Genomic DNA, 18,238 nt, shown 5'->3' on the forward strand with positions numbered 1-18,238 from the left:
GCTGCCCCGTCTGTGGATGCGCATTATAGAGATCCGGCAAATAGGATCAAGATCTTTTTGACATAATGATGACTGACCGCCTGTTTTTTGTTCAATCAGGCGTAATTAGCTGCAAATCGTTGAAAAAACATTCGTTCTATCCGGACTATTTATTTAAGTCGCTAAGATCAGGCGCTATGGAACGTTGGCGCTGTAACTCGTGTTGGTAGATCAATTGACCCAACTGGCGCATAAAAGGCTTGGCAATTTCATCAAGCTGGTAGTTGTCATCATTCAAAGTATCATTTTCATTAGCATAAATTACCGCGACCAGCAAAAACTCGACATTATGTTCGGTATCGACAATATAGGCACCATCAATAGCATGGCCATAAGCCCAACCGGTTTTATCAAAAATTTTAAAATGGCCCGGTATTGGCTCAGCTTGCCCACCTACTAATAAAAATTTTGCATAATTGTCAGGGAATTCATTTACGTCATAATTCGGGTAACGGTTTGCCGACGGTACCAGGCCCATATAACGCATAATAAAATCGCGGTTTTGCTGACTAATATTAAACTGTTGTTCGGCGCTGAATACTTGCGGGAAAAAGATCCTTTTTAGCACGCCGTTATAATCCACTATAGAAAACCGGTTTTTTTGACTAAAATCCATTGGCTCTGGCACCAGCTCGCCATTGGCAATATGTGCTTTGCCTAACAGCGGTGCCGGCTGATTAACGTAGCGCTTAACGCTGTTACGGGCAGGTAGTGATAATACCGTCCGATTGTCAGCGTCTACAAACCGCACTGGGTTGTACTGCCGTTGTTCCTCTTCAGCCAGGGGCAGGCTTAAGCGATGGTTAATTACCGTGTTCGTTAAGCCCTTATGCTTTAGCTGACTATTAATATAATCCTGGCCAAGTAGTTCATATAAGCGATTGTAAGCGTCATTGTCACTAACCAGTAGGATCTTCTTGATGTAATGGCCGACACTTGGCAGTTTATGCTCTGCCGTAACATCTGCCAGCGCTGTAGTTTGCGCCGCCCGGTTACTATCGCTGAGCATTATGGTATCTCTGGTTATCCCAGGCAGGTTTTGCTGCTCTAACCACTGCAGCGCCAGCAACGATACTGGCAGTTTAACGGTGCTCGCGGGGTAAAAGTAACGGCTTTCATCCAGACCGAACTGGTAATGCGTAAATTCCACCATATTATCTTGCCGGCGATCTATCTGCGTATAAAGGATCTGCACTTTAAAACGATCAGGATTCACCACGACATGGTTAAGCATTGGGTACAATGTTGACGTTTCAGCTAGTAATGGCAGCAGCGGATGACATTTTTCAGGCTGCATAGCAACACAGCCTGCAGAGTGAACGGGAAACAGCAGAGACCAGATTGAAATTACGACAATAAATAAAGCACGAACTGACTGCATAACACACCACCAGAAACCAGTAGATTGTAGCTTAGTCATATTTCTGTTGAAAAACAAACAGCCATAAAAAAACCGGGCGAAAGCCCGGTTTTTTACTTAGGAATTAATTTATTCCGCAGCAGTTTCTTCAACTGGCAACGTGTCCACTTCTGGACGGTCAACTAATTCGATGTAGCACATTGGAGCGTTGTCGCCAGTACGGAAGCCACACTTCAAAATTCGAGTGTAACCACCTGGACGCGCGTTGTAACGCGGACCTAAAACGTTAAACAACAAACCAACTACTTCTTTATCACGAGTACGGGCAAAAGCTAAACGGCGATTTGCAACGCTGTCGTTTTTAGCCAGGGTGATCAATGGCTCGATCACACGACGTAACTCTTTAGCTTTTGGCAAAGTCGTTTTGATGATTTCGTGCTTCACCAACGAGCTTGCCATGTTGCGGAACATTGCAGTACGGTGGCTGCTGTTCCGATTTAATTGACGACCACTCTTGCGATGGCGCATGATCTATTCCTTCTCACTAAACCAGGAACTGGTGTCTGGTTAGTCTTTATTTACCAAACTAGCTGGCGGCCAGTTTTCCAGGCGCATGCCTAAGGATAAACCGCGCGACGCCAACACGTCTTTGATTTCGGTAAGTGACTTCTTACCAAGATTAGGCGTTTTCAGCAACTCAACCTCGGTACGTTGTACCAGATCACCGATATACTGAATCTGCTCTGCCTTCAAGCAGTTAGCAGAACGAACTGTTAGCTCTAAATCATCAACTGGACGTAACAGAATCGGATCGAACTCCGGCTTCTCTTCACGTTTTTCCGGCTCACTCTTATCACGCAATTCAACAAAGAACTCCAGCTGTTCGGCCAGAATTGTTGCTGCGCGACGAATGGCTTCCTCTGGCTCAACAGTGCCATTGGTTTCCATATCGATGATCAGTTTATCCAGGTCAGTACGCTGCTCTACCCGCGCCGATTCCACAGTATAAGCGATACGCTCAACCGGGCTGAACGACGCGTCTAATAACAGACGACCTATTGGACGTTCGTCATCATCGGAGGACAAACGAGCTGATGCAGGCACATAGCCGCGACCACGCTCAATCTTCAGGCGCATACTGAATTCAGTTTCGCCAGTCAGATTACAAATAACGTGCTCAGGGTTAGTAATAACCACACCGTCGCCACGCTGGATATCTCCAGCAGTTACAGGGCCGGCACCTTTCTTCGTTAAAGTCAGCGTGACTTCATCTTTGTCTTCCAGGCGAACGGCAAGGCCTTTTAGGTTCAGAAGGATATCGATGATATCTTCCTGCACACCCTCTTTGGCACTGTACTCATGGAGAACGCCGTCGATTTCTACTTCAGTCACTGCACAACCTGGCATTGACGATAACAGAATACGACGTAACGCGTTGCCCAAGGTATGCCCGAAACCGCGCTCTAGTGGTTCCAAAGTAACTTTGGCACGAGTTGGGTTGATCCTTTCGATACCAACTAATCTCGGCTTAAGGAATTCGGTGACAGAACCCTGCATATATCCTCTCTTAACAATTAGCTTTACTTAGAGTAAAGCTCGACGATTAACTGTTCGTTGATGTCCGCAGACAAGTCAGAACGCTCAGGCAGACGTTTAAAAACGCCTTCCAGCTTCGTGTTGTCAACTTCAATCCAAGTTGGTTTCTCACGTTGCGCTGCTACTTCAAGAGCTGCACTGATACGTGCCTGCTTCTTGGCTTTCTCGCGCACAGAGATCACTTGTTCAGGTAATACAGTGTACGATGGGATGTTAAGCACTTTGCCATTCAATAAAATGGCTTTATGGCTTACCAGTTGCCGTGCTTCAGCACGAGTACTGGCCAGACCCATACGGTATACCACGTTGTCCAGACGAGACTCTAACAACGCTAACAGGTTTTCACCGGTATTACCTTTCAAACGAGCAGCTTCTTTGTAATAATTACGGAACTGCTTCTCTAACACGCCGTACATACGACGAACTTTTTGCTTCTCGCGTAACTGTAAACCGTAGTCTGATAAGCGACCGCGACGTGCGCCGTGCTGACCAGGAGCAGTAGTTAAGTTACACTTTGAATCAATTGCTCTTACGCCGCTTTTCAGGAACAGGTCTGTACCTTCGCGACGACTAAGTTTGAGCTTAGGACCCAAATATCTTGCCATCTTCTTTCTCCAATAATCCGTGAAGCGCTGTAATTACACGCGACGTTTTTTAGGTGGACGGCATCCGTTATGCGGAATAGGCGTCACGTCGGTGATATTTGTAATGCGGTAACCAGCGGCATTAAGGGCACGAATCGCTGATTCGCGGCCTGGGCCTGGACCATTTACAAACACTTCAAGGTTCTTAAGACCATATTCTAACGCGGCAGTACCGGCACGTTCAGCAGCTACCTGAGCAGCGAACGGCGTTGACTTACGCGAGCCACGGAAACCTGAACCGCCAGAAGTTGCCCAGCAAAGAGCATTACCCTGACGATCGGTGATCGTAACGATGGTATTATTGAAAGAAGCATGGATATGAGCCATACCATCAGAAACTTGCTTTTTTACCCGTTTACGAGTACGAACTGGTGCTTTTGCCATGTTATTACCCCGTCCTATTTCTTAATCGCTTTGCGTGGACCTTTACGGGTGCGCGCATTGGTCTTAGTTCTCTGACCACGAACTGGCAGACTACGACGGTGGCGTAAGCCACGGTAACAACCAAGATCCATTAAACGTTTAATGTTTAATGTCACTTCACGGCGTAAGTCACCTTCAACGGTGTACTTAGCAACTTCTTCACGAAGCGTATCTAACTGCGCATCAGATAATGCAGCAATTTTCATACTTTCTTCGATACCCACTGAGGCTAAAATTGATTTAGCGCGGGTTTTACCGATACCATAAACATAAGTTAAAGAGATAACTGCATGTTTATTATCGGGGATGTTAATGCCAGCGATACGGGCCACTAACGTTCTCCTATAAAAAATTTAAAAGGTGCCAATTTGAAAAGCCCGTAAGGATACTCAAATGGCGCTCATATTGCAAACAATTAACGGGCCGAACGCTATGTCCAGCCCGATAAACTGTTTTCTACCTTAACCCTGGCGCTGTTTGTGCTTAGGTTCGCTGCAGATTACCCGCACAACATTGTTGCGCTTGATAACTTTACAGTTGCGGCAGATCTTCTTAACGGAAGCTCGTACTTTCATAACTTAACTCCGCAAATATATCTTAACGGCTATAGCCTTTAAGATTTGCCTTTTTAAGCACAGAATCATACTGATGCGACATCAGATGGGTCTGTACCTGTGCCATAAAGTCCATAATTACCACTACGATAATCAATAATGATGTACCGCCGAAGTAGAATTGCACGTTCCATGCAACCATCATGAACTCGGGAACCAAACAGATAAAGGTAATATACAAGGCACCTGCTAAGGTTAACCGGGTCATTACTTTATCGATGTATTTTGATGTCTGCTCACCAGGACGGATCCCAGGGATAAAAGCACCGGATTTCTTCAGGTTATCTGCTGTATCACGCGGGTTAAATACCAACGCAGTATAAAAGAAACAGAAGAAAATAATAGCCGCCGAGTATAACATCATATACAGCGGTTGTCCCGGAGATAAAGCTAGCGACACTTCCTGGAGGAAGTTAGCAACCATACCTTCGCCTGCACCAAACCAACTGGCAATAGTGCCTGGAAACAGAATTATGCTAGACGCGAAAATTGGCGGTATAACCCCAGCCATATTTACCTTTAACGGTAAATGGCTACTTTGCGCGGCAAACACCTGACGGCCCTGCTGACGCTTAGCATAGTTAACCACAATACGACGCTGGCCGCGTTCAACGAACACCACAAACCAGGTAATCGCAATAACAATTACACCAATAGCAACTAATAGTAAAAAGTGCAAATCGCCCTGACGTGCCATCTCAATCGTCTGGCCAATGGCAGACGGGAAGCCAGCAACAATACCGGTAAAAATAAGCAGCGAAATACCATTACCAATACCACGCTCGGTAATCTGTTCACCTAACCACATTAGGAACATGGTGCCGGTAACCAAACTGATGATCGCGGTAAAGTAAAATGCAAAACCCGGGTTAAGTACTAACCCCGGCATCATATTCGGTAAGCCAGTAGCTATACCTATAGACTGCAGTATTGCTAAACCTAAAGTACCGTAACGAGTGTACTGATTAATCTTACGCTTGCCCGCTTCGCCTTCCTTCTTCAGCTCGGCCAGATGCGGATGCATCACGGTTAACAGCTGAACAATAATTGAAGCAGAGATATAGGGCATAATACCCAGCGCAAATACAGAAGCCCGTTCAAGAGCACCACCGCTGAACATGTTAAACATTTCAACGATGGTGCCTTTTTGTTGCTCGAATAACTGAGCCAGCACGTTGGCGTCAATTCCAGGAATTGGCACAAAGGAGCCTAACCGAAATACGATTATGGCCAAAAGTACAAATAACAGACGGGATTTCAGCTCGCTGAATCCGCCTTTTGCACCTCTTGAGTCCGAACCTGGTTTAGCCATAGCGTACTATCCTTATTATTCTTCGACCTTACCGCCGGCGGCTTCGATGGCAGCACGCGCGCCTTTGGTTACGCCTAAACCTTTTACGGTTACCGGACGAGTAATCTCGCCAGACAGCACAACTTTAGCGAACTTAACAGTGCGAGAAATGATGTTAGCTTCCATTAAGGTTGCTAAATCCACTACGTCACCATTTACAGCAGCCAGCTCGTGTAACCGAACCTCAGCAGAAACCAGAGATTTCTGAGAAGTGAAACCGAACTTAGGCAAACGTTGTTTCAATGGCATTTGACCGCCTTCGAAACCAGGGCGCACTTTACCGCCTGAACGTGACTTCAGACCTTTGTGACCGCGACCTGCAGTTTTACCTAAGCCAGAACCGATACCACGGCCTACGCGTTTTCTATCTTTCTTTGCACCTGGTGCGGGAGAAAGTGTATTTAACAGCATCGTTTACTCCTCCACCTTAACCATGTAATACACAGTGTTAATCATACCGCGAACAGAAGGTGTATCTTCTACTTCAACAGTGTGGTTAATACGGCGCAAACCTAAACCCGTTAACGTTGCACGATGCTTCGGTAAACGACCGATGCTCGATTTAGTCTGGGTTACTTTAATTGTCTTCTTCGCCATGGCAAATTACCCCAAAATGTCATCAACGCGTAAACCGCGTTTAGCTGCCACTTGTGCCGGTGACTTCACTGAAGCCAGGGCATTGATGGTAGCGCGAACTACGTTAATTGGGTTAGTTGAGCCGTAACACTTAGACAGAATGTTCTGGATGCCCGCTACTTCTAGTACGGCGCGCATTGCACCGCCAGCGATCAAACCAGTACCTTCTGATGCAGGCTTCATAAATACATTAGAGCCTGAGTGCACACCACGGGTTGGGTGGTGTAAAGTGTGACCATTTAACTCAACCTGGGTCATGTTGCGACGTGCTTTTTCCATTGCTTTTTGAATAGCAGCGGGTACTTCACGCGCTTTACCATAACCGAAACCAACGCGGCCGTTGCCGTCACCGACTACTGTCAATGCAGTAAAGGAGAATATACGTCCACCTTTTACTACTTTTGACACGCGGTTAACTGCAACAAGCTTCTCTTGTAAATCAGATTGTTGTTTAGCATCTTCGTTAGCCATGAGCTACTCCTAGAACTGAAGACCGGCTTCACGTGCTGCGTCTGCTAACGCCTGCACGCGACCATGATACTGGAAGCCACTGCGGTCAAAAGCACAAGCAGTAACGCCTTTGGCTACTGCGCGTTCGGCAATCGCTTTACCTACAGCCTTTGCAGCATCTACGTTACCTGTGTACTTCAATGATTCACGAATAGTGGCTTCTGCAGTAGAAGCCGCAACGATCACTTCAGCATTTGGTGCGATAAGCTGGGCGTAGATGTGACGTGGTGTACGGTGTACAACCAGGCGATTCGCACCTTGTTCGATAATGTTTCTGCGAGTGCGTTTGGCACGGCGCAGACGAGCAAGTTTCTTATCCATCGTCCTACCCTACTTTTTCTTCGCTTCTTTACGGCGCACGTTTTCATTCGCATAACGAACACCTTTGCCTTTATAAGGCTCTGGTTTACGGTATGCCCGGATGTTTGCTGCAACTTGACCAACTAATTGTTTGTCAGCACCTTTTACCCATACTTCCGTCTGGGTAGGAGTTTCAATAGTGATACCTTCCGGCACCTGAAACACCACGGGGTGTGAAAAGCCCAGGCTCAGGTTTAACACCTTACCTTCTGCTTTTGCACGGTAACCAACACCAACTAATTCCAGTTTCTGAGAGAAGCCTTCGCTTACACCAGTAACCAGGTTGTTGATAAGTGCACGGGCAGTACCCGCTTGTGCGTTTGCATTTTCGAAACCGTCACGTGGAATGGTACGTAATACGTTACCTTCGACAACGATCTCAACTGCAGAGTTTACGTTAACCGTTAACTCGCCGTTTTTGCCCTTCAGCGACACTACCTGGCCGTTTTGCGTTAAAGTAACGCCGGTTGGAATAGTGACTGGGGCCTTAGCAACACGAGACATAGATTACTACCTCCGTTACGCTACGTAGCCGATGATTTCGCCACCGATACCAACCTTGCGCGCGGCGCGGTCAGTCATTAGTCCTTTAGATGTTGACACAATGGCCACACCTAAACCGCCCATTACCTTAGGTAATTCGCCGCTCTTCTTATAGATTCGCAGACCTGGACGACTAACACGATCGATAGTCTCAATAACTGATTTGCCCTGGAAATACTTTAATGTAACTTCCAGCTCTGGTTTAACATCACCAGATACAGCGAAATCGCCGATGTAACCTTCGTCTTTTAATACTTTCGCGATTGACAGCTTCAGTTTTGAAGCTGGCATTTTAACCGCAACTTTATTGGCAGCTTGGCCGTTGCGGATGCGAGTAAACATATCCGCTACTGGATCTTGCATGCTCATAGCTCGTTACTCCCGTGATTCTTACCAGCTAGCCTTACGAAGGCCAGGAATTTCACCGCGCATAGCTGCTTCACGAACCTTGATACGGCTCATTCCGAACTTACGCAGATAACCATGTGGACGACCTGTTACACGACAACGGTTACGTTGACGTGAGGGGCTGGAATCACGCGGCAACGTCTGTAGCTTCAGAACTGCTGCCCAACGATCTTCATCAGAAGTTGTTGGATTCGCAATCAGGTCTTTCAGCTCATGACGCTTTGCAGCGAACTTGGCTACCAGTTGTGCACGCTTTACTTCGCGAGCTTTCATTGATTGTTTTGCCATGACCCTACACCTTATTTCTTGAACGGGAAGTTAAACGCGGCAAGTAAAGCACGTCCTTCGTCATCGCTACGGGCGGTAGTCGTAATAGTGATATCTAAACCACGTACTGCGTCTACTTTATCGTAATCGACTTCTGGGAAAATGATTTGCTCACGTACACCCATGCTGTAGTTACCACGGCCATCAAATGACTTCGGGTTTACACCACGGAAGTCACGAATACGCGGGATAGCAATAGAGACTAAACGCTCTAAAAAATCCCACATACGCTCGCCGCGCAGGGTCACTTTTGCGCCAATAGGGTAGCCTTCACGGATTTTGAAACCAGCTACAGACTTACGAGCCTTAGTGATAAGTGGCTTTTGGCCAGCAATAGCGGTTAAATCCGCTACGGCGTTATCCAGGATCTTTTTATCTGCAACCGCTTCACCCACACCCATATTGAGCGTGATTTTAACAATCCGAGGGACTTGCATGACGCTGGTGTAGCCAAACTGTTTAAACAGTTCTGGGACTACGGTGTCTTTATAAATTTCATGCAGTTTCGCCATCGTATTACTCCAATAGCAATTAGATTACTTCATTATTCGATTTGAAGAAGCGGACTTTCTTGCCATCTTCAAAACGGAAACCTACGCGATCAGCTTTACCCGTTTTAGGGTTGAAAATCGCTACATTTGAAACATGAATAGAGGCTTCTTTCTCAACGATACCACCCGGGGTATTAAGCGCAGGAACAGGTTTCTGATGCTTTTTTACCAGGTTAACGCCCGAAATATAAACACGATCTTCAGAAAGCAGAACTTTCGTTACTTTGCCGCGTTTACCCTTGTCCTTACCAGTAAGAACAACAACCTCATCATCACGACGGATTTTACTAGCCATTGTGACTCCTTACAGTACTTCTGGTGCCAGTGACACGATCTTCATAAACTTATCGCCACGAAGTTCACGTGTTACAGGTCCGAAAATACGTGTGCCGATCGGTTCCAGCTTAGTGTTCAACAACACTGCTGCATTGCGATCAAAACGGATTAATGACCCGTCCTGACGACGTACGCCTTTGCGTGTACGCACCACCACTGCATTTAGAACGTCACCTTTTTTAACCTTACCGCGCGGAATTGCTTCCTTAACAGTAATTTTAATGACGTCACCAATTGCGGCATAACGGCGATGTGAACCACCTAAGACCTTAATACACATTACGCTGCGCGCGCCGCTGTTGTCTGCGACTTCCAGCATAGATTGCATCTGGATCATCTTAGTGCTCCGCTATTCTACTATATAGCCCTCTCGGACTACGCTGCTTACGATAATAAATACCCCCCCAGATAGAAGGGCGCGTGATTATAACAGCACTTTTACCAAATGGATAGTTTAATAATAAAAAACGGCCCCTAAGGGCCGTCTCTCTCAGCGACTTAGAAATTAAGACGCTGATTCAACTACCGCTACCAGGGTCCAGGACTTCGTCTTGGACAGAGGACGACATTCACGAATTGTGACTACGTCGCCTTCTTTACACTGATTAGTTTCATCATGTACGTGCAGTTTGGTAGTACGCTTAATGAATTTCCCGTAAATCGGGTGCTTCACTGAACGTTCGATAGCAACAGTGATAGATTTATCCATCTTGTTACTGATCACTTTACCTTGCAGTGTACGGATATTCGCTTCAGTCATTACGCACCTGCCTTCTCGGTTAAGATAGTCTTAACGCGCGCGATATTACGACGCACCTGCTTCAATAAATGCGTCTGAGCTAACTGACCAGTAGCTGCTTGCATGCGCATATTGAACTGCTCACGTAACAGACCTAATAATTCAGTGTTTAACTCTTCAACACTTTTCGCTTTTAATTCGCTGGCTTTCATCACATTACCGTCCGCGTTACAAAGGTTGTCTTAAATGGCAGCTTAGCAGAAGCCAATGCAAAAGCATGACGTGCTAACTCTTCAGACACACCGTCCATTTCGTACAGAACTTTGCCAGGTTTAATCTGACATACCCAGTACTCAACAGAACCTTTACCACTACCCATCCGTACTTCCAGCGGCTTAGCAGTAATTGGCTTATCTGGGAACACACGGATCCAGATTTTACCAACACGCTTAACGGCCCGCGTCATAGCACGACGTGCAGATTCGATTTGACGTGAAGTCATTTGACCACGTTCTAATGATTTCAGTGCATAAGTACCGAAAGATACTTTATCGCCTACCTGGGCTAAACCACGGTTACGACCTTTGTGCACTTTACGAAATTTTGTACGTTTTGGTTGCAACATCGCTCAATACCCCTACTTAGCCTTACGTGCCGGTTTTTTCGGCGCTTTAGGCTGGTTGTTATTGTTAGCGTTGTTGGTGTTGCTGCTTAATGGCAGAGCTCCTAAGATCTCGCCTTTAAAAATCCACACCTTAACACCAATGATACCGTAAGTAGTTAAAGCTTCTGAGGTGTTGTAATCAATGTCAGCGCGCAGAGTGTGCAGTGGCACACGACCTTCACGATACCATTCATCACGGGCAATCTCAGCGCCGCCTAAACGGCCACTCACCTGTACCTTGATACCTTTAGCGCCAATCCGCATGGCGTTTTGTACGGCGCGCTTCATGGCACGACGGAACATAACGCGACGCTCTAACTGGCTGCTGATTGAATCAGCAACTAACTTAGCATCTAATTCAGGCTTGCGGATTTCAGAGATATTGATCTGCGCAGGTACGCCAGCGATGGCAGCTACTTGCTTGCGGATCTTCTCAACATCTTCACCTTTCTTACCGATAATTACGCCTGGACGAGCAGTGTGAATAGTCACACGGATGCTTTTCGCAGGACGCTCAATATCAATCCGGCTTACTGAAGCGGCTTTCAATTGCTTCGTCAGGTACTGACGAACTTTGTAGTCACCGTTCAGAAAATCCGGGAAATCTTTTGTATTCGCGAACCAGGTTGAGCTCCACGGCTTAGTGATACCTAGGCGAATACCATTAGGATGTACTTTCTGTCCCATTTCTATCTCCTAGTTATCAGCTACAACCACAGTAATGTGGCTGGTGCGCTTAACAATACGGTCAGCACGACCTTTAGCGCGTGGCTTAATCCGTTTCATAGAAGGACCTTCATCAACGAAGATGGTCTTTACTTTTAACGTATCAATATCCGCGCCTTCGTTGTGCTCAGCGTTGGCAATGGCTGATAAAAGAACCTTTTTAACTAACTCTGCAGCTTTTTTCGGGCTGTAAGTCAGTACGTTCAGCGCCTTATCAACTGACAATCCACGCACCTGGTCAGCGACCAGACGAGTTTTCTGTGCAGATGAACGGGCAAATTTGTGTTTAGCTAATGCTTGCATCATTTACCCCTTAGCGCTTCTTGGCCTTTTTGTCGGCTGCATGACCACGGTAAGTACGAGTAGGTGCAAATTCACCTAACTTGTGACCAACCATCTCTTCCGAGACAAACACCGGTACATGTTGACGACCATTATGGACAGCGATGGTCAAACCGATCATATCAGGTATGATCATTGAACGACGGCTCCAAGTCTTTATAGGCTTCTTGTCACCGCTTTCCAACGCTTTCTCTACCTTCTTCAGCAAGTGAAGGTCAATAAATGGACCTTTCTTGAGAGAACGTGGCATGGCAATTCCTCACAAATTATTTATCACGACGACGTACGATAAGTTTATCAGTACGCTTGTTTGAACGAGTTTTGTAGCCTTTAGTTGGTACGCCCCATGGTGTAACAGGGTGACGACCACCAGAAGTCTTACCTTCACCACCACCGTGTGGGTGGTCAACCGGGTTCATTACTACACCACGTACGGTCGGGCGAATGCCGCGCCAGCGCATTGCACCAGCTTTACCGTATTGACGTAACATGTGCTCGGCATTACCGATTTCACCGATAGTCGCGCGACAATCTGCTAATACTTTACGAACTTCACCGCTACGCAGACGCAGAGTGACATACTCACCGTCACGCGCCAGGATCTGTACGAAAGCACCGGCTGAACGAGCCAGCTGACCGCCTTTACCTGGTTTCATTTCGATATTGTGCACAACCTGACCAACCGGGATATTCCGCAGTGGCAAAGTGTTACCCGCTTTAATAGGCGAGTCCATACCAGAAATAATTGCATCACCAGCTTTCATGCCTTTAGGGGCCAGAATGTAACGACGCTCACCGTCTGCATACAGTACTAAAGCGATGTTAGCGGTACGATTTGGATCGTATTCTAAGCGTTCAACTTTAGCCGGAATGCCGTCTTTAGTGCGTTTGAAGTCGACAACACGATAATGTTGCTTGTGACCACCACCGATATGACGGGTAGTGATACGACCTTTATTGTTACGACCACCAGTTTTAACTTTCTTCTCTAACAAAGGAGCATAAGGCTTGCCTTTGTACAGGTCAGGGTTAACCACTTTTAATACGTGGCGACGACCTGGTGACGTAGGTTTACACTTTACAAGTGCCATTTCCTAACTCCTCTTCTTACTCAGCGCCGCCAACGAAATCGATTTCGCTGCCTTCTTTAAGAGTCACGTAAGCTTTTTTCCAATCGCTACGCTTGCCCATACGCGCACCAGTGCGCTTGGTCTTACCCTTAACATTAACAGTGCGAACACCTACTACTACTGTTTCAAACAGTTTTTCTACGGCCGCTTTAATATCAGCTTTAGTAGAGGTAGTAGATACCTTGAAAACGATAGTGTTGTTGTTCTCTGCCGCATTAGTTGCTTTTTCAGAAACGTGCGGAGCCAGAATCACTTTCAGTAAACGTTCTTCACGGATCATGCTAACAGCTCCTCAAGTTGTTTAACTGCAGCAGCAGTCATTAACACTTTGTCGAATGCGATTAAGCTGACCGGGTCGATACCGTGTACGTCACGTACGTCAACCTTGTACAGGTTACGTGCAGATAAGAACAGGTTCTCGTCTACTTCGTTGGTCACAATTAACACGTCTTTCAGATCCATCGCCTTTAACTTGGCAGACAGCTCCTTGGTTTTCGGGGTATCAACTGCGAAGTTTTCAACCACGATTAACCGCTCCTGACGAACTAATTCAGACAGAATGCTCATGATCGCACCGCGATACATTTTACGGTTTACTTTCTGGCTGTGATCTTGTGGCTTAGCCGCAAATGTCACACCGCCTCCGCGCCAGATTGGGCTACGGATTGTACCAGCACGGGCACGGCCTGTACCCTTCTGGCGCCATGGCTTCTTGCCGCCACCGCGAACTTCTGAACGGGTTAACTGTGCACGGGTACCCTGACGGGCGCCAGCTGCATAGGCAACGACTACCTGGTGTACCAGAGCTTCGTTAAACTCACGTCCAAAGGTAGCTTCGGAAACTTCAAGAGCGCCTTGAGCGTCTCGTAATGCTAATTCCATCACTTATCTCCTCAGACGTTAGCTTTTAACAGCTGGTTTAACGATCACGTCACCGCCGATAGCACCAGGCACTGCGCCTTTTACTAACAGAATGTTCCGCTCTGCGTCTACACGAACCACTTCAAGCGATTGCACGGTTACCCGTTCTGCGCCCATGTGACCAGCCATTTTTTTACCCTTGAATACTTTACCCGGGGATTGGTTTTGACCAATCGAACCAGGCGCACGGTGTGATAAAGAGTTACCGTGAGTAGCATCCTGAGTACGGAAATTCCAGCGCTTAACAGCACCTTGGAAACCCTTACCTTTTGATGTGCCAGACACATCAACTTTTTTCGTATCTGCGAAAATATCCACAGTAATCTCGCTGCCAACCTGAATGTCAGCGCCTTCGTTGTCTTGCAGGCGGAATTCCCACAGACCACGACCAGCATCAACACCCACTTTCGCAAAGTGGCCAGATTCTGGTTTGTTCAGGCGGCTTGCCTTAACAGTACCAGCAGTCACTTGCAGCGCGCTATAGCCTTCAACGTCTTGCGTTTTAACAGCAGTAACGCGGTTTGGTGTCGCTTCGATTACGGTTACAGGGATTGATACGCCATCTTCAGTGAAGATGCGAGTCATGCCCACTTTACGACCGATTAGACCGATAGCCATTTCCTAAACCTCTCTAAAAACCTGTCTGATTAACCCAGGCTAATTTGAACGTCAACGCCAGCAGGCAGATCTAAACGCATCAGCGCATCAACCGTTTTCTCGGTTGGTTCAACGATGTCGATTAAACGCTTGTGGGTACGGATTTCGTACTGGTCACGCGCATCTTTATTGACGTGAGGAGAAATCAGAACAGTGAAACGTTCCTGACGGGTTGGCAGTGGAATTGGACCACGGACCTGGGCGCCAGTACGCTTAGCTGTGTCAACGATTTCCATAGTTGACTGATCGATCAAACGGTGATCGAACGCTTTCAGACGGATGCGTATCCTTTGACTACTCATGTATCAAAGCCTCAAAGAGCAAAAAGAGCAAAAATAAACATAAGCCATCACCCTAATTGGGTATGCTTATGCACCAAAGTACCAGTTGCTCCCCAATCGGGAGCATTGTAGAACAGTTAACTCAGTATGAAAAAGGTTCAGTACTGTCAACCGCTGCAGTCAGAATTAAATCGACTGGCCGCGCATTATACTGAAATCAGCCATTAACGCAAGTGTTGTTTATAATTTGCGCTGTGTTTTGCTGCTTAGAGAATATCGTTTAATTCAAAACCAATACCAAAACGGGTAACCGAGCGGTCATAGTCAATCAGGCTCTCACCATATCCGCTAAACAGCTCAGCATAAAGTCGAATATGGCGGTTAAAAGGCTGTGAGTATGACAGGCGGACGGCCCCCCTGTTATCGCTGCGTAAATTATTACGCAACATCAGGCGCCAGGTTGCATCGTCCTGCTTATAAGCCGCCGACAATTCAAACCAGCCCATGTATTTGGTGATGTCCGGATTGTCATCACCTTTAGTGTCAACTATCGTGGCTTTTTTCTGTTCGTTAAAGCGATACCAGGGTTCGAAATTGATGAACACATTACCAACGGAGGTTACCCAACTTAGCTTTAAACGATTCCAGCTTCGCGACAGCTCACCTGCGCGGCCGTTGGATTGGTGAGATAGGCTTAAACTGATGATCCGGCTGGCGGCTTCTTCATAGTTGCGGTAATGCGGCAGCATCAGAATTAGCTCAGGTTCGTAATTCGTTTCCCGAAAAGGCGATGACACTTCGGTATTGTAAGCCTGCCAATAGGCCTGCTGGGTAAATGCGAAAAACAAATACCCTTTGTCTTTATAGATATTAGTCCATAGCGGGGTCTTCAGACTTAGCTGAAACTTCGCTTCCACATTATCAGAGGGCGCGCTTGCGCCATCGCGGCTTAAGGTACTGGCGATGCCATCAACGTACGTCAGTGGCATCAGGTAGTTGGTTTTGTGTGGCAGCAACGTAAAGGGTTCGTAATTGTCCCATTGCTCCGCTTTTAATCTTTTATCTAATGCGTCAGCGGCAAAAAGTGGCAGCGCCGCCAAAAGCAGCAGACTGCCGAGTAATAACTTCATAATACACCCTTAGCATCGCCGCTGTTGAATGTCACTCTTCAAAGTAACACCCGCCCTAAACTCAAAAATGCTCGGGTGCGAGTGTATATAACGATGCTGCATCATTGCTTAATATCGCTTTTATTCCTGCCGCTCTCGGTAAAATACGCTTAAAGTACCAACTCGCAGTGTGAGTCTTGGCTGCAATAAAATTGCGGCTATGCTTGCTGTCATCAAGTGCCAGCAGGTTTTTATACCACATATAACCATATAGTACGTAAGAGACCAACGCCAGGTAGTCACAGGCCGCACCAGCCAGGGTAGTATTATCCTTTGTAAGTAGCTGGGCAGTAAGCTGCCGCAAGTCTGTGATAGCGTTGGTTAGCGGCGCAGCTTCTATAAGGGGCCTGGTTGCCAATTCATCGGTAATATCATCCAGCAGACTTAATAACACCGTACCTTCATCCGCCGCAACTTTACGCAACATAAAATCAGCCGCCTGAATGCCGTTGGTACCTTCATATATCTGGGCAATTCGTACATCGCGTACCAGTTGTTCCATGCCCCACTCTTTTATATAACCATGGCCACCAAAAATTTGTTGCGCAGTCACACAGGCATCCAGTCCCTGGTCGGTCATAAAGGCTTTAGTAATAGGAGTAAGTAAGTTGGCGCGCTGGCCAGAGATTGTACAATTATCATATTTAGACTTATCCAGCAGCGCTGCAACCCAGGTCGCAAAAGTCCGGCCTGCTTCATTCATCGCTTTAATGTTTAACAACATCCGCTGTACATCAGGATGACCGATAATAGCATCGGCCTTATTTGGATCCTGGCTGGTCGTCCGCCCTTGCAGCCGCTCTTTGGCATAAGCCAGCGCATTCTGATAAGCGCGCTCGGCCGCCCCCAAGCCCTGACTGCCCATCGACAAGCGCTCGTAGTTCATCATGGTAAACATACAACTTAATCCACGGTGTGGCTCGCCGATTAAATAGCCTTTAGCATCATCAAAGTTTAGAACACAGGTCGCTGAGCCATTAATGCCCATTTTATGCTCAATAGAGCCGACTGTTACCGCATTTCGCTCGCCGGGTTCGCTGGTCTCATTAAGCAGATACTTAGGCACCAGAAACAATGAAATGCCTCTGCTGCCTGCCGGGGCATCAGGTAACTTAGCCAATACCAGATGAATAATATTAGCGGTAAGTTCATGCTCACCGGCGGTGATAAAAATCTTTGAGCCGTTGATCGCATAACTACCATCGTCGTTCGGCTTTGCCATGGTGCGCATAATGCCCAGATCAGAGCCGGCGTGCGATTCGGTTAAACACATGGTGCCTGACCACTCGCCGCTATACAGTTTGGGCAAATATGTTTGCTTGGTAGCATCGTCGGCATGCTGCAGTAAAGCAACACAAGCACCGGCGGTTAAACCCGGATACAGCGAAAACGCGATGTCTGCGCTACAGAGCATTTCATCCACCATCATCGATAAAGCCTTTGGCATGCCCATGCCGCCGTATTCTGGATCGCCACTCAAACCTGTCCAACCGCCTTCCACCAGGCTCTGATAAGCCGTGTGGTAATGTGCAGGCAAACTCACTACACCATTAGTCAATTGTGCACCGCGTTGGTCAGCTTCGCCGGCAAAGGGAGCAATTTGTTGTTCACATATTTTTGCTGCCTCTTCCAGAATCGCTTTGGCAGTATCCCCTTCTATTAAGTCCTGTAACTGCGCATTCGTTTGCCAGTACTGATCTAATTGCCAGACGTCAAACAAATTAAAAGTCATATCGGATATTGGGGCTTGATAGCTGCTCATAGCAAATTCCTCACTGGACGGATGAGTTAACAATATGGCATAAGCCAAGCTTTCGAACAAGTGTTTGAATTTTTTCAGCAGGAATTAAAGCAAATGATAAAGACATAAAAAAAGGCTCCACAGGGGAGCCTTCTTTACATCACTGCTAA

The 18,238-nt window shown here is 46.9% G+C and carries 31 protein-coding genes; all 31 read right to left on the reverse strand.

Annotation, left to right across the window (positions count from 1 at the left end):
- Positions 1-145 precede the first annotated feature (145 nt).
- Entirely contained in the window at positions 146-1,336 is a 1,191-nt protein-coding gene (locus tag WG68_RS18520) for a serine hydrolase (RefSeq protein ID WP_235357795.1), read from the reverse strand.
- Between the two features lie 192 nt (positions 1,337-1,528).
- Positions 1,529-1,927 carry a 50S ribosomal protein L17 gene (gene rplQ, locus WG68_RS18525; RefSeq protein ID WP_046559224.1) on the reverse strand — a complete coding sequence of 133 codons (399 nt, stop codon included), beginning with the start codon at positions 1,925-1,927 and terminating at the stop codon, positions 1,529-1,531.
- 39 nt (positions 1,928-1,966) lie between these two features.
- Positions 1,967-2,956, reverse strand: a complete 990-nt coding sequence (locus tag WG68_RS18530; protein WP_046559225.1) for a DNA-directed RNA polymerase subunit alpha — start codon at positions 2,954-2,956, stop codon at positions 1,967-1,969.
- 23 nt (positions 2,957-2,979) lie between these two features.
- A complete protein-coding gene (gene rpsD / locus WG68_RS18535) occupies positions 2,980-3,600 on the reverse strand; it encodes a 30S ribosomal protein S4 (protein WP_019677738.1) in 621 nt (206 codons plus the stop codon).
- Positions 3,601-3,633: 33 nt separating this feature from the next.
- Complete coding sequence (rpsK, locus tag WG68_RS18540; protein WP_019677737.1) at positions 3,634-4,023, reverse strand: 30S ribosomal protein S11; 390 nt, start codon at positions 4,021-4,023, stop codon at positions 3,634-3,636.
- Positions 4,024-4,037: 14 nt separating this feature from the next.
- A complete protein-coding gene (rpsM, locus tag WG68_RS18545) occupies positions 4,038-4,394 on the reverse strand; it encodes a 30S ribosomal protein S13 (protein WP_046559226.1) in 357 nt (118 codons plus the stop codon).
- 129 nt (positions 4,395-4,523) lie between these two features.
- Positions 4,524-4,637, reverse strand: a complete 114-nt coding sequence (rpmJ, locus tag WG68_RS19475) for a 50S ribosomal protein L36 (RefSeq protein ID WP_008950799.1) — start codon at positions 4,635-4,637, stop codon at positions 4,524-4,526.
- Between the two features lie 22 nt (positions 4,638-4,659).
- Positions 4,660-5,988, reverse strand: a complete 1,329-nt coding sequence (gene secY / locus WG68_RS18550; protein ID WP_046559227.1) for a preprotein translocase subunit SecY — start codon at positions 5,986-5,988, stop codon at positions 4,660-4,662.
- A gap of 15 nt (positions 5,989-6,003) precedes the next feature.
- Entirely contained in the window at positions 6,004-6,438 is a 435-nt protein-coding gene (gene rplO / locus WG68_RS18555; RefSeq protein ID WP_046559228.1) for a 50S ribosomal protein L15, read from the reverse strand.
- Positions 6,439-6,441: 3 nt separating this feature from the next.
- Positions 6,442-6,624 carry a 50S ribosomal protein L30 gene (gene rpmD / locus WG68_RS19480; protein WP_083981985.1) on the reverse strand — a complete coding sequence of 61 codons (183 nt, stop codon included), beginning with the start codon at positions 6,622-6,624 and terminating at the stop codon, positions 6,442-6,444.
- A 6-nt stretch (positions 6,625-6,630) separates the two neighbouring features.
- Entirely contained in the window at positions 6,631-7,134 is a 504-nt protein-coding gene (rpsE, locus tag WG68_RS18560; RefSeq protein WP_046559229.1) for a 30S ribosomal protein S5, read from the reverse strand.
- Between the two features lie 9 nt (positions 7,135-7,143).
- The gene (gene rplR, locus WG68_RS18565) at positions 7,144-7,494 is read right to left on the reverse strand and encodes a 50S ribosomal protein L18 (protein ID WP_019677732.1); all 351 of its coding nucleotides are present in this window, start codon (positions 7,492-7,494) and stop codon (positions 7,144-7,146) included.
- 9 nt (positions 7,495-7,503) lie between these two features.
- Complete coding sequence (rplF, locus tag WG68_RS18570; RefSeq protein ID WP_046559230.1) at positions 7,504-8,037, reverse strand: 50S ribosomal protein L6; 534 nt, start codon at positions 8,035-8,037, stop codon at positions 7,504-7,506.
- A gap of 15 nt (positions 8,038-8,052) precedes the next feature.
- Entirely contained in the window at positions 8,053-8,445 is a 393-nt protein-coding gene (gene rpsH, locus WG68_RS18575) for a 30S ribosomal protein S8 (RefSeq protein WP_046559231.1), read from the reverse strand.
- A 21-nt stretch (positions 8,446-8,466) separates the two neighbouring features.
- On the reverse strand, positions 8,467-8,772 hold the full coding sequence (gene rpsN / locus WG68_RS18580; protein ID WP_046555274.1) for a 30S ribosomal protein S14: 306 nt from the start codon (positions 8,770-8,772) through the stop codon (positions 8,467-8,469).
- Positions 8,773-8,783: 11 nt separating this feature from the next.
- A complete protein-coding gene (rplE, locus tag WG68_RS18585; RefSeq protein ID WP_019677728.1) occupies positions 8,784-9,323 on the reverse strand; it encodes a 50S ribosomal protein L5 in 540 nt (179 codons plus the stop codon).
- Between the two features lie 19 nt (positions 9,324-9,342).
- Positions 9,343-9,657: a 50S ribosomal protein L24 gene (gene rplX / locus WG68_RS18590; protein WP_046559232.1), complete on the reverse strand. Its 315-nt coding sequence runs from the start codon at positions 9,655-9,657 to the stop codon at positions 9,343-9,345.
- A 9-nt stretch (positions 9,658-9,666) separates the two neighbouring features.
- Positions 9,667-10,035 (reverse strand): 50S ribosomal protein L14, encoded by a 369-nt coding sequence (rplN, locus tag WG68_RS18595; RefSeq protein WP_019677726.1) that lies wholly within the window; start codon positions 10,033-10,035, stop codon positions 9,667-9,669.
- Between the two features lie 168 nt (positions 10,036-10,203).
- Positions 10,204-10,458, reverse strand: a complete 255-nt coding sequence (rpsQ, locus tag WG68_RS18600; RefSeq protein ID WP_046559233.1) for a 30S ribosomal protein S17 — start codon at positions 10,456-10,458, stop codon at positions 10,204-10,206.
- Positions 10,458-10,649 (reverse strand): 50S ribosomal protein L29, encoded by a 192-nt coding sequence (gene rpmC / locus WG68_RS18605; protein WP_046559234.1) that lies wholly within the window; start codon positions 10,647-10,649, stop codon positions 10,458-10,460. The genes rpsQ and rpmC overlap by 1 nt, the downstream gene beginning before the upstream one ends.
- Positions 10,649-11,062, reverse strand: a complete 414-nt coding sequence (gene rplP / locus WG68_RS18610; protein ID WP_046559235.1) for a 50S ribosomal protein L16 — start codon at positions 11,060-11,062, stop codon at positions 10,649-10,651. The genes rpmC and rplP overlap by 1 nt, the downstream gene beginning before the upstream one ends.
- Positions 11,063-11,074: 12 nt before the next feature.
- Positions 11,075-11,788 (reverse strand): 30S ribosomal protein S3, encoded by a 714-nt coding sequence (gene rpsC / locus WG68_RS18615; protein WP_019677722.1) that lies wholly within the window; start codon positions 11,786-11,788, stop codon positions 11,075-11,077.
- Positions 11,789-11,797: 9 nt separating this feature from the next.
- Positions 11,798-12,130, reverse strand: a complete 333-nt coding sequence (gene rplV / locus WG68_RS18620; protein WP_046559236.1) for a 50S ribosomal protein L22 — start codon at positions 12,128-12,130, stop codon at positions 11,798-11,800.
- Between the two features lie 10 nt (positions 12,131-12,140).
- Positions 12,141-12,419 (reverse strand): 30S ribosomal protein S19, encoded by a 279-nt coding sequence (rpsS, locus tag WG68_RS18625; RefSeq protein WP_019677720.1) that lies wholly within the window; start codon positions 12,417-12,419, stop codon positions 12,141-12,143.
- A 16-nt stretch (positions 12,420-12,435) separates the two neighbouring features.
- Positions 12,436-13,260 carry a 50S ribosomal protein L2 gene (gene rplB / locus WG68_RS18630; protein WP_046559237.1) on the reverse strand — a complete coding sequence of 275 codons (825 nt, stop codon included), beginning with the start codon at positions 13,258-13,260 and terminating at the stop codon, positions 12,436-12,438.
- 16 nt (positions 13,261-13,276) lie between these two features.
- On the reverse strand, positions 13,277-13,579 hold the full coding sequence (gene rplW, locus WG68_RS18635; protein ID WP_046559238.1) for a 50S ribosomal protein L23: 303 nt from the start codon (positions 13,577-13,579) through the stop codon (positions 13,277-13,279).
- Positions 13,576-14,181: a 50S ribosomal protein L4 gene (gene rplD / locus WG68_RS18640; protein WP_019677717.1), complete on the reverse strand. Its 606-nt coding sequence runs from the start codon at positions 14,179-14,181 to the stop codon at positions 13,576-13,578. The genes rplW and rplD overlap by 4 nt, the downstream gene beginning before the upstream one ends.
- Positions 14,182-14,199: 18 nt before the next feature.
- Positions 14,200-14,838 (reverse strand): 50S ribosomal protein L3, encoded by a 639-nt coding sequence (gene rplC, locus WG68_RS18645; RefSeq protein ID WP_046559239.1) that lies wholly within the window; start codon positions 14,836-14,838, stop codon positions 14,200-14,202.
- 29 nt (positions 14,839-14,867) lie between these two features.
- A complete protein-coding gene (gene rpsJ / locus WG68_RS18650; protein WP_019677715.1) occupies positions 14,868-15,179 on the reverse strand; it encodes a 30S ribosomal protein S10 in 312 nt (103 codons plus the stop codon).
- A gap of 245 nt (positions 15,180-15,424) precedes the next feature.
- The gene (locus tag WG68_RS18655; RefSeq protein ID WP_046559240.1) at positions 15,425-16,288 is read right to left on the reverse strand and encodes a phospholipase A; all 864 of its coding nucleotides are present in this window, start codon (positions 16,286-16,288) and stop codon (positions 15,425-15,427) included.
- Between the two features lie 61 nt (positions 16,289-16,349).
- Positions 16,350-18,089 carry an acyl-CoA dehydrogenase family protein gene (locus WG68_RS18660; protein WP_046559241.1) on the reverse strand — a complete coding sequence of 580 codons (1,740 nt, stop codon included), beginning with the start codon at positions 18,087-18,089 and terminating at the stop codon, positions 16,350-16,352.
- Positions 18,090-18,238 lie beyond the last annotated feature (149 nt).

Source organism: Arsukibacterium ikkense, from assembly GCF_000987775.1.
Lineage (GTDB): Bacteria > Pseudomonadota > Gammaproteobacteria > Enterobacterales > Alteromonadaceae > Alishewanella > Alishewanella ikkense.